General features: G+C 74.0%; 1 protein-coding gene. It reads right to left on the bottom strand.

The genetic code is table 11. From position 1 onward, the window contains the following. Positions 1 to 12352: SDR family NAD(P)-dependent oxidoreductase (locus IE332_RS41605; protein ID WP_444542948.1), on the bottom strand; the 12352-nt coding region annotated here is incomplete at its 3' end. Positions 12353 to 12414: the final 62 nt, after the last annotated feature.

Genomic DNA, 12414 nt, shown 5'->3' on the forward strand with positions numbered 1-12414 from the left:
TGGTGGGGGTGGCTTCGCGCAGGAGGGTGGTGAGGGTGTGGCGGTCGGTGGTGTCGCAGGCCACGATGCGGACGGTGGCGCCGAGTTGGGTGAGTTCGGTGGTGAGTTGGGTGGCGCCGGGTGCGTCGGGTCCGCGGCGGCTGGTGAGGAGGAGGTGGCGGACGCCGTGGTGGGTGATGAGGTGGCGGGCGATCAGTGCGCCGAGGGTGCCGGTGCCGCCGGTGATGAGGACGGTGGCGTCGGGGTCGAAGGGGGTGGGTTGGTGGGTGGTGTCCACCGACGCCCGGACCAACTGCGGAGTGTGGAACGTGCCTTCACGGAGCACGAGTTCGGGCTGACCGACCGGGACGTCACTGGGGTCGGTCGCGCTCTCCACGTCCAGCAGGGTGATGCGGTCGGGCTGCTCGTTCTGGGCGCTGCGGATCAGTCCCCAGGCAGCGGCGGCGGTCGGGTCCACCAGGTCCTCGGGGCGGGCCGCGACGGCCTGGCGGGTGGTCACCAGGAGGTGGCCGGCGGCGTACCGCGGCTCGGTGAGGAACTCCTGTAGCCGGCCGAGGAGATGGTGCAGGTCGGTGGTCTCCGGGGTGAGGCTCAGCTGGAGCAGGTCGGGAGCCGGGGCATCCGGGGCGAGGTCCGCCCAGGCCACGGGCACCGCCGTGGTCACGGCGGCCGTCAGCGGCTTCCAGACGACCCGGTAGAGGTTGCGGGCGGTGCCGGCGGCGGCGATCTGGGCCGGGTCGAACTCGCGCAGGGTGAGCGAGTCCAGGGTCAGCACAGGTCGGCCGGTGGTGTCGGCCGCGGTGAGTGCGACCTCGCCGGTGCGGCGCGGGGTGATCCGCACGCGCAGAGCACGCGCGCCGGTGGCGTGCAGGTGCAGGCCGGACCAGGAGAACGGCAGCGCGGTCCGCTCGGAGGCGGCGCTGGTCAGCGTGATGGTGTGCAGTGCGGCGTCGAGCAGCGCGGGGTGCAGGTTGTACGGCGTCGCGTCCTCGGTCTCGGTCTCGGGGAGGGCGATCTCGGCGTAGACGTCCTCGCCGAGGCGCCAGGCGGCGCGTACGCCCTGGAACACCGGGCCGTAGCCGAGGCCGTCGGTGGCCAGCCGGTCGTAGTGGCCGTCGAGGGGGATCGGTTCGGCGCCGGTGGGGGGCCAGGTGGTGAGTGGTTCGGGTGTCGCGTCGGTGGTGGGGGCGAGGGTGCCTTCGGCGTGGCGGGTCCAGTCCTGCTCGTCGGGGAGGCGGGAGTGGATGGTGAGGGTGCGGCGGCCGGTGGCGTCCGGTGCGGTGACGGTGGTCTGGAGCTGGACGGCGCCCTGCTCGGGGACGGTCAGCGGGGCGTGGAGCGTCAGCTCTTCGACGACCGGGCAGCCGGTCCGGTCGCCGGCCTGGGTGGCCAGCTCGACGAAAGCCGTGCCGGGCAGGACGACGCTGTCGGCGACCTGGTGGTCGGCGAGCCAGGCCAGGGCGTCGAGGGAAAGCCGGGCGGTGACGTGGGTGGCGCCGTCGGGGGTGTCGATGGCGACGCCGAGCAGCGGGTGGTCGGGGCTGCTGGATCCGGCCGGGGTGGCGAGCCAGTAGCGCTGGTGCTGGAAGGCGTAGGTCGGCAGGTCGACGGTGCGGCCGGAGGCGGTGAGGGTCACAGGGATGCCCTTGGTGTGGAGGGTGGCGAGGGCGATGACCAGCTGGTGGACCTCGGGGTGGTTGCGGTGTCCGGTGGGGGTGGTGTTGTCGGTGAGGGGGGTGAGGGCGGCGTCGGGGCCCACTTCGAGGTGGGTGGTGACGCCCTGTTCGGTGAGGTGGGTGACGGCGTCGTGGTAGCGGACGGTGCCGCGGAGGTGGTTGACCCAGTAGTCGGCGTTGGCGTCGGTGAGGGGCTGGCCGGTGAGGTTGGAGATGACCGGGATGGTCGGCGTGTGGTGGGTGATGCTCTTGGCGGCCGTCCTGAAGTCTTCGAGGATCGGGTCCATGAGGGGGGAGTGGAAGGCGTGAGAGACCTTCAGCCGGGTGTGCTTGCGGTCAGCGAACTGTGCGAGCACTGCGTCCACGGCGGCTTCAGTTCCTGAGATGACGACGCTGTCGGCGGAGTTGACGGCGGCGATGGTGACGTCGTCGGTCAGGTGCGAGATGACTTCGTCTTCGGTGGCGCGCAGGGCGGCCATCGAGCCGCCGGTGGGCAGGGACTGCATGAGGCGGGCGCGGGCGGAGACAAGGGTGCAGGCGTCCTCCAACGTGAGGATGCCGGAGGCGTGGGCGGCGGTGATCTCGCCGAGGGAGTGCCCGGCCAGGTAGTCGGCGCGAACTCCCAGCGACTCCAGCAGCCGGTACAGCGCGGTTTCGAAGGCGAAGAGGGCGAGTTGGGCGGTGCCGGTCTGGTTGAGCGCGTCCGGGTCCTCGCCCCACATCACCTCCCGCACGGGGACGTCGAAGCGCTCCAGCACGGCATCCAGTGCCGAGGCGAAGACGGGGAACGCCTCGTACAGCTCCTGTCCCATGCCGAGGCGTTGCGCGCCCTGACCGGTGAACAGGAACGCCAGCTGCCCGTCGGTGGCCGTGCCGGTGACGACGGAGGAGAGTCGCTTGCCCTCGGCCAGTGCGCGGAGCCCGTCGAGGAGTTCGTCGCGTCCGCTGCCGATGACCACGGCCCGCTGGTCCAGCTGGGCCCGGGTGGTGGCGAGGGAGTGGGCGATGTCGCGCGGGTCGGCGTCGGTCGCCTCGACGTGCGCGAGCAGCCGGGCCGCCTGGTCGCGCAGCGCGGCTTCGGTGTGCCCGGAGAGCGGCCACGCCAGCGTAAGGGAGGCGTCGTTCGGGCCGGTCGTCGGCGTGGCGGCCGTCGTGCGGGGGCCCTGCTCGATGATGACGTGGGCGTTGGTGCCGGAGATGCCGAAGGAGGAGACGGCGGCCCGACGAGGACGCCCGGTCTCCGGCCATTCCCTCGCCTCGGTGAGGAGTTCGACCGAGCCCTCGATCCAGTCGACGTGCGTGGACGGCTTGTCGACGTGCAGCGTCCTCGGCAGCACGCCGTGCCGCATGGCCTCGACCATCTTGATGATGCCGCCGACGCCGGCCGCGGCCTGCGAGTGTCCGATGTTGGACTTCAACGAGCCCAGCCACAGCGGCTCTTGACGGTCCTGCCCGTAGGTGGCCATGAGGGCCTGGGCCTCGATCGGGTCGCCGAGCGTGGTGCCCGTCCCGTGCGCCTCGACCGCGTCGACCTCGGCCGCCGTCAGTTGGGCGTTGGCGAGGGCCTGGCGGATGACGCGCTGCTGGGCGGGGCCGTTGGGGGCGGTGAGGCCGTTGGAGGCGCCGTCCTGGTTGACGGCCGTGCCGCGGACGACGGCGAGCACCGGGTGGCCGTTGCGTCGGGCGTCGGAGAGCCGTTCGACGAGCAGCATGCCGACGCCCTCGGCCCAGCCGGTGCCGTCCGCCGTGTCGGAGAAGGCCTTGCAGCGGCCGTCCGCCGACAGGGCGCCCTGGGTGCTGAACTCGACGAAGGTCGAGGCGGTGGCCATGACGGTGGCGCCGCCGGCCAGCGCGAGGTCGGATTCGCCGTTGCGCAGGGCCTGGCAGGCGAGGTGCAGGGCGACCAGGGAGGAGGAGCAGGCGGTGTCGACGGTCATCGCCGGGCCCTCGAACCCGAAGGTGTAGGAGACGCGACCGGAGGCGACGCTCGGCCGGCTGCCGTTGCCCACGTACCCTTCGTAGCCGGCCGGGAGCGGGCGCAGCCGGGCGCCGTAGTCGTCGTACATGATCCCGGTGAAGACGCCGGTGTTGCTGCCGCGCAGCGTGGTCGGGTCGAGTCCGGCGCGTTCCAGGGACTCCCAGGTGGTCTCCAGCAGCAGGCGCTGCTGCGGGTCCATCGCGACGGCCTCGCGCGGGTTGATGCCGAAGAAGGCCGGGTCGAACTCGGCGGCCTCGTGCAGGAACCCGCCTTCGCGGGTGTAGGAGGTGCCGGGGTGCTCGGGGTCCGCGTGGTAGATGGAGTCGACGTCCCAGCCGCGGTCGCCGGGGAACTCGGAGACGGCGTCGACGCCGTCGGCGACCAGCCGCCACAGGTCCTCGGGTGAGGAGACCCCGCCGGGGTAGCGGCAGGCCATGCCGATGATGGCGATCGGCTCGTCGGAGCCGCTGACCGTGGCGGTCGGGGCGGGGGTGTCCGCCTCGGGCCGCCCGCCGAACAGGGCTTGGTGGAGGTGGTCGGCGAGGGCGGTCGGGGTGGGGTAGTCGAAGGTGACGGTGCTGGGCAGGCGCATCCCGGTGGCGCCGCTGAGCCGGTTGCGCAGCTCGACGGCGGCCAGGGAGTCGAAGCCCAGCTCCTTGAACGAGCGGGCGGCGGGCACGGACGCGCTGTCGCTGTGGCCGAGGACCGCCCCGGCGGTGCTCTGGACGAGGGCCAGTACTTGGGCGCGCTGGTCGCCCACGCCGGTGCCGCCGAGCGTCGGGCGGTCGGGACGCTGTGCGCGGGCCGGGGCGGCCGGGACGAGCGAGCCGAGGACGGCCGGCAGGGTGCCGGCGGCGGCGCGGGCGCGCAGCGCGGCGCGGTCGAGCCTGACGGCGACGGGGGCCGGCCGGCCGGAGGCCAAGGCGATGTCGAACAGGCGCAGGCCGAACTCCGTGTCGTGGGCCGGGATTCCGGCCCGGGCCCAGCGCGCCAGGTCCGCCTCCTCCAGCTGCCCGGCCATGCCGGTCGTCGTCTCCCAGAGCCCCCACGCGATGGAGGTGGCGGGCAGTCCCCGGGCGTGGCGGTGCGCGGCGAGGGCGTCCAACTGGGTGTTCGCGGCGGCGTAGTTGGCCTGGCCGGGGGTGCCGAGGACGCCCGAGACGGAGGAGAAGAGGACGAAGTGGGTGAGGTCGAGGCCGAGTTGGAGGCTGAGCTCGTGGAGGTGCTGGGCGGCCTCGGACTTGGGCGCCAGGACGGAGCCCAGACGCTCCGGCGTGAGCAGGGTGAGCGTGCCGTCGTCGGTGATGCCGGCGGTGTGGACGATCGCGCGGACGGTGGGGGTGGCCTCGCGCAGGACGGTGGCGAGGGCGTCGCGGTCGGTGGCGTCGCAGGCCACCACGCGGACGGTGGCGCCGAGTTCGGTGAGTTCGGTGGTGAGTTCGGTGGCGCCGGGGGCGTCCGGTCCGCGGCGGCTGGTGAGGAGGAGGTGGCGGACGCCGTGTGCGGTGACCAGGTGGCGGGCGACCAGGGCGCCCAGGCTGCCGGTGCCGCCGGTGATCAGGACCGTGCCGTCCCGGTCGAGCGCCGGGTCGCCGGCCTCGTCCGACGGCCGCCCGGTCACTCGGACGACCCGCGGGACGAGGCTCGTGCCGGCGCGCAGCGCGAGCTGCGGCTCGCCGAGGGCCACGGCGGAGGCCAGCAGGGCGTCGGAGGCCTCCGAGCCATCCGTGTCGACCAGCGTGAACCGGCCGGGGTGCTCGCTCTGCGCGGTGCGCACCAGGCCCCAGACGGCGGCGGCGGCGAGGTCCTCCACGGGCTCTCCCGCGCTGGTCGCGACCGCGCGGCGGGTGACGAGCATCAGGTGGGTGTCGGCCAGCCGCTCCGCGGCCAGCCAGGCCTGCAGGAGGGACAGCACCTCCTGGGCGGTGGCGCCGAGGTCGGTCGCCCGCTGCGGGGCCAGGGCGACGACGGTGTCAGGCGCCGGCGTGCCCCCGTCCAGGGCGGTCATCAGTGCGGAGAGCCCGGCGAACCGGTCGGCGGCGGCGTCGGTGAGGGAGTCCGGCGCGGTGCCGAGGACGGCCAGGCGGCCGGCCGAGCCGGTACGGCCCGGGGCGGGACGAGCCGGGGCAGGACCCCACACCAGGTCGAGCAGGGCGTCGGAACCGGTCGGGGCTGCGGCGATCCGCTCCCGGGCGACCGGGCGCAGCACCAGCCGTTCGACCTCGGCCACCGGGTTCCCCGCCGGATCGGAGATGACGAGCGCCACCGCGTCGGGAGCCGTCCTGGTCACCCGGACGAGGAGGGTGGTCGGCGCCTGGGCGTACAGGGTGACGCCCGTCCACGCGAACGGGATGTCCAGCGCCTCGCCGTCGATCAGCGCGGCGTGCAGCACGGCGTCGAGCAGGGCGGGGTGCAGGCCGTACGCCTCGGCCTGGTCGGCACCCGGCAGGGAGATCTCGGCGTACACCTCCTCGCCGACTCGCCACGCCGCGCGAAGACCCCGGAACGCCGGGCCGTACTCGTACCCCCGGTCGGCGAGCCGGTCGTAGAGGTCGGTGACGTCGATCGGCTCGGCCGAGGCGGGGCGGGCGAGCCGGGTGGCCGGCGCGCCCGCCGGGCTCTGCGAGGCGAGCACGCCCTCGGCGTGCCGCACCCAGTCGGCGTCCTCGGCAACCCTGGCGTGGACGGTGACCGCACGCTGCCCCGCACCGTCCTCGGGCGCCAGCGAGATCCGCAGCTGCACACCGCCGGTGCGGGGCAGCGCCAGCGGGGCCTCCAGGGTCAGCTCGCTCAGGTACGGGTGGCCGGTGTGGTGGCCGGCGTGCACGACCAGGTCGACGAAGGCGCTGGCCGGGAGGATCGGGGTGCCCGCGATCCGGTGGTCGGCGAGCCAGGGGTGGGTGTCGAGGCTGAGACGGCCGGTGAGGTGCGTGACGCGGTCGGGGGTTTCGATGACGGCGCCGAGCAGGGGGTGGCCGGTGGCGGGGAGACCGGTGGAGCTGGGGGCGATCCAGTAGCGCTTGCGCTGGAAGGCGTAGGTGGGGAGGGGGATGGTGTGGGCGGTGGGGTTGAGGGGGGTGAGGTGGAGGGTGGCGAGGGCGGTGACCAGCTGACGGGGTTCGGGGTGGTTGCGGCTTGTGGTGGGGGTGGTGTTGGGGGTGAGGGGGGTGAGGGCGGCGTCGGGGCCTATTTCGAGGTGGGTGGTGACGCCCTGTTCGGCGAGGTGGGTGATGGTGTGGTGGTAGCGGACGGTGCCGCGGAGGTGGTTGACCCAGTAGTCGGCGTTGGCGTCGGTGAGGGGTGTCCCGGTGAGGTTGGAGATGACCGGGATGGTCGGGGCGTGGTGGGTGATGCTCGTGGCGATGGCCCGGAAGTCTTCGAGGATCGGGTCCATGAGGGGGGAGTGGAAGGCGTGGGAGACCTTCAGGCGGGTGTGCTTGCGGTCGGAGACCTGTGCGAGCACGGCCTCGACGGCTGCCTCATCGCCCGAAATGACCACGCTGTCAGCCGAGTTGACGGCCGCGATCGTCACGTCCTCGCCGAGCAGCGGGAGGATTTCGTCTTCGGTGGCGCGTAGGGCGGCCATGGCTCCGCCGGTGGGGAGGGATTGCATGAGGCGGGCGCGGGCGGAGACGAGGGTGCAGGCGTCGTCGAGGGTGAGGATGCCGGAGGCGTGGGCGGCGGTGATCTCGCCGAGGGAGTGTCCGGCGAGGTAGTCCGGGCGCACGCCCAGCGACTCCAGCAGTCGGTACAGCGCGGTTTCGAAGGCGAAGAGGGCGAGTTGGGCGGTGCCGGTCTGGTTGAGGGCGTCCGGGTCCTCGCCCCACATGACCTCCCGGACGGGGGCGTCGAAGCGTGCGAGGACGTCGTCCAGCGCCGAGGCGAAGACGGGGAACGCCTCGTACAGCTCCCGGCCCATGCCGAGGCGTTGGGCGCCCTGGCCGGTGAAGAGGAAGGCGAGGCGGCCGGTGAGGGGCTGGCTGCTGACGATCCCGGGGTGGTTCTTCCCTTCGGCCAGTGCGCGGAGCGCGTCGAGGAGTTCGTCGCGTCCGGTGCCGATGACGACGGCCCGCTGGTCCAGCTGGGCGCGGGTGGTGGTGAGGGAGTGGGCGATGTCGCGCGGGTCGGCGTCGGTCACCTCGATGTGGGCGAGCAGGCGGGTGGCCTGGTCGCGCAGGGCGTCGGGGGTGCGGGCGGACAGGGGCCAGGCCAGCGGCAGGGCGGGTTCGGTGGCCGGGGTGGCCGGTTCGATGGCTGCCGGTTCGGGGGCCTGTTCGATGATGACGTGGGCGTTGGTGCCGGAGATGCCGAAGGAGGAGACGGCGGCCCGGCGAGGACGCCCGGTCTCGGGCCATTCCCTTGCCTCGGTGAGGAGTTCGACCGAGCCCTCGGTCCAGTCGACGTGCGTGGACGGCGTATCGACGTGCAACGTCTTCGGCAGGACGCCGTGCCGCATCGCCTCGACCGTCTTGATGATGCCGCCGACGCCGGCCGCGGCCTGGGCGTGCCCGATGTTGGACTTCAACGATCCAAGGAGGAAAGGAAGTTCGCGGTCCTGTCCGTAGGTGGCGAGCAGCGCCTGGGCCTCGATCGGGTCACCCAGTGCGGTGCCGGTGCCGTGCGCCTCCACGGCGTCGATGTCCGCTGCCGTGAGCTGGGCGTTGGCGAGGGCCTGGCGGATGACGCGCTGCTGGGCGGGCCCGTTGGGGGCGGTGAGGCCGTTGGAGGCGCCGTCCTGGTTGATCGCCGTGCCGCGCACCACGGCCAGGATCCGGTGCCCGTTGCGTCGGGCGTCGCTGAGCCGTTCGACGAGCAGCATGCCGACGCCCTCGGCCCAGCCGGTGCCGTCCGCGGAGTCCGAGAAGGCCTTGCACCGCCCGTCCGCCGACAGCCCGCGCTGGCGGCTGAACTCCACCAGCATGCCGGGTGTCGACATGACCGCGGCGCCGCCCGCGAGCACCAGGTCGGATTCGCCGGTGCGCAGTGACTGGGCGGCCATGTGCAGCGCGACCAGGGAGGACGAGCAGGCGGTGTCGACGGTGACGGCCGGGCCCTCGAACCCGAAGGTGTACGCGATCCGGCCGGAGGCGACGCTCGCCGTGGTGCCGGTGAGGAGGTAGCCGTTGAGCTTCTCCGCGGTCTCGTACAGGCGCGGGCCGTACTCGGGGGACATGATGCCGGTGAAGACGCCGGTGTTGCTGCCGCGCAGGGTGGCCGGGTCGATGCCGGCGTGCTCCAGGGCCTCCCAGGTGGTCTCCAGCAGCAGGCGCTGCTGCGGGTCCATCGTCTGGGCCTCGCGGGGGCCGATGCCGAAGAACGCGGCGTCGAAGGTGTCGGCGCCGGTGAGGAAGCCGCCGGCGCGGGCGTAGGTGCGGCCGGGCAGGCCGGGCTCCGGGTCGTAGAGCTCGCCGAGGTCCCAGCCGCGGTCGGTGGGGAAGGCGGAGACGGCGTCGACGCCGTCGGCGACCAGCCGCCACAGGTCCTCGGGTGAGGAGACCCCGCCGGGGTAGCGGCAGGCCATGCCGATGATGGCGATCGGCTCGTCGGGGCGCGGGCCGGTGGCGGTCCCGGGGTGTGCCGGGGCGAGGGGGTTCCCGGCTGGGGCGGGGCCGGTGATCCGGGTGTGGAGGTGGCGGACGACGTCGCCCGGGGTCGGGTGGTCGTACGTGGTGGTGCTGGGGACGGGCAGGCCGGTGACGGAGGCGAGGCGGGTGCAGAACTCGACCGTCAGCGTGGAGTCGAAGCCGAGGTCCTTGAAGGTGCGGTCCGGGTCGAGGGTGTCGGCGGTGGCGTGGCCGAGGACGACGGCGGCCTGGGTGCGGACGAGTTCGTGCAGGCGGTCCAGCCGTTCCGTGTCCGGGAGTTGGGCCAGTCGTTCGGCCCAGCCGAGCTCCCGGCCCGCCGGCTCCGGTTCCGTAGCCGTAGCCGTAGCCGTAGCCGTAGCCGCAGCCGTGGCCGCGACCGGGCGGTGCGGGACGGCGCCCCGCGCCGTGCCGGGCGCGGACTCGTCGGCCGCCCAGTGGCGTTCGCGCTGGAACGGGTACGTCGGCAGGGCCGTGGTGGCCGTCGGCCGGCCGCTGAGCAGCTGTCGCCAGGGCACGTCCACGCCCCGGGTGTGCAGCTCGGCGAGGCCGGTCAGCACGCGCGGCCACTCGGCCTCGTTGCGGCGCAGGGTGCTGATGACGACGGGCGGCTGCTCGGCGCCGGCCAGGGTCAGCCGGATGCCGCCGAGCAGCACCGGGTGCGGGCTGCTCTCGACGAACACGCCGTGGCCGTCGGCGGCGAGGGCCTCGACGGCCTGCCGGAATAGCACCGGTCGGCGCAGGTTGGCGTACCAGTACTCGGCGGTGAGCTCGGCGGTGTCCAGGGGTGCGCCGGTGACGGTGGAGTAGAACGGGATGTCGGAGCTGCGCGGGGTGAGCGTGCCGAGCTCGGCGAGCAGCCGCCGCTCGATCGGCTCGACGCCGGCGGAGTGCGACGGGTAGTCGATGTTGACGAGCCGCCCGGGGGCGTTGCGGGCGGCGCACCGTTCCAGCAGCGCGGTGACGGCCTCGGTGGGGCCGCACAGGACGGTGTTGCTGGGGCTGTTGTAGGCGCCGATCTCGATCGGGGCGCCGGATTCGGCGATCAGCTCGGCGACCTCGTCGGCCGGCAGCGGCACGGAGGCCATGTTGCCGCTCTGCCGCAGTTCCATCAGGACCTTGCTGCGCAGGGCGCTGATCCGGGCCGCCTCGCGCAGGGTGAAGGCGCCGGCGATGTGGGCGGCGGCGATCTCGCCCTGGGAGTGTCCGACGACGGCGTCGGGGCGGATGCCGAGGGACTCCCAGAGCCTGGCGAGCGAGACCATCACGGCGAACAGCGCGGGCTGCACGACGTCGGAGCGGTCCAGCGAGGGTGCGCCGGGGGCCTGGCGCAGGACGTCGAGCAGTGACCAGTCGAGGTGTTCGGCGAGCGCGGCGTCGCAGGCCTCCAGGTGCTGCCGGAAGACCGGGGAGCGGTCGAGCAGGCCGACGGCCATGCCGTGCCACTGGGATCCCTGGCCGGGGAAGACCAGGACGGTGCCGCCGGTGCGGCCGGCCCGGCCGCGGACGAGACGGGGGGCGTCCTCGCCGAGGGCGAGGGCGTCCAGGCCGGCGAGCAGCCGGGCGCGGTCCTCGCCGACGAGGACGGCGCGGTGTTCGAAGGTGGCGCGGGTGGTGGCGAGCGACCAGCCGATCCGCTCGTCGTCGGGCTCCGGGTGCCGGTCGAGGTGTTCGCGAAGCCGGGCGGCCTGGGCGCGCAGCGCCGGCTCGGTCCGGCCGGACAGCAGCCACGGGACCATCGGCACCCGCGGGGCCTCGGCGTCCCCGCCGGCCTCGGGCGCCGGGAGGTCGGCGGGCGGACCGGAGAGCACCAGGTGGCAGTTGGTCCCGCCGATGCCGAAGGAGCTGACGCCCGCCAGCAGCGGGCGGTCCGGGTGCGGCCACGGCCCGGCCTCGGTCTGGACGCGCAGCTTCCAGCCGTCCAGGTCGATCCGCGGGTTGGGGTGCTCGTAGTGCAGGCTGGCGGGGATCCGCCGGTGGTGGACGCTGAGGACGGCCTTCAGCAGGCCGGCGATGCCGGCGGCGCCCTCCAGGTGCCCGATGTTGGTCTTGGCCGAGCCGACCAGCAGCGGTTCGGTGCGCTCGGTGCCGTACGCCCGGCCGAGCGCCTCGGCCTCGATCGGGTCGCCGATCCGGGTGCCGGTGCCGTGCAGTTCGACGTACTGGACGGCGGCGGGGTCGACCCCGGCCCGGTCGCAGGCGGCGCGCAGGACCGCCGCCTGGGTGGTGGGGCCGGGCTTGGCCAGGCCGTCGGTGCCGCCGTCGCTGTTGACCGCGCTGCCGCGGATCACGCCGTACACGGTGTCGCCGTCGGCGAGGGCGCGGGCGAGCGGCTTGAGGACGAGGACGGCACCGCCCTCGCCGCGGACGTAGCCGTTGGCGCGGGCGTCGAAGGTGGCGCACCGTCCGTCCGGCGAGAGGGCGCCGAACTTGGCGACCGCGACGGCGCTCTCCGGCAGCAGGTTGAGGCTGACGCCGCCGGCCAGCGCGAGGCTCGACTCGCCCTTGCGCAGGCTCTCGACGGCGAGGTGCACCGCCACCAGCGAGGAGGACTGGCCGGTGTCGACGGTCAGGCTGGGGCCGTGCGCGCCGAGCAGGTAGGAGAGCCGGTTGGCGATGACGCCGTTCTGCAGGCCGGTGAGGCTGTGGGTGTCGAGCTGCCGGGGGCCGTGCTGCTGGAGGAGGGTGGCGTAGTCGTGGGCGATGGCGCCGACGAACACGCCGGTGGCGGTGCCGTGCAGGGTGTCGGGGAGCAGCCGGGCGTCCTCCAGGGCCTCCCAGCCGAGTTCGGCCATCAGGCGCTGCTGGGGGTCCATCGCGGCGGCCTCGCGCGGGGAGATCCCGAAGAAGCCGGCGTCGAAGCCGTCCACCCGGTCGACGAAGGCGCCGTGGCGCAGCGCCTGCCGGGCGTCGGGGGTGAGGTCGTCGAGGGGGAGGGCGTCGAGGTCCCAGCGGTCGGCCGGTACGCCGCCGACCGCGCTGGTGCCCTCGCTGAGGAGCCGCCAGTAGGCGTCCGGGGTCGCCGCGCGGGGGAGCCGGCAGGCCATGCCGATGACCGCGACCGCGTCTTCCCGGGCATCCTGGACGGTGGAAGCGGAGGGGGAGGTCTCACCCATCATGTGCCGAACGCCTTCCTCGATCTTGGACCGGCCAAGGGCATGAAGGCGTGCGGCTGACC

The sequence above is a fragment of the Kitasatospora xanthocidica genome, from assembly GCF_014656195.1.
Classification (GTDB): Bacteria; Actinomycetota; Actinomycetes; order Streptomycetales; family Streptomycetaceae; genus Kitasatospora; species Kitasatospora xanthocidica.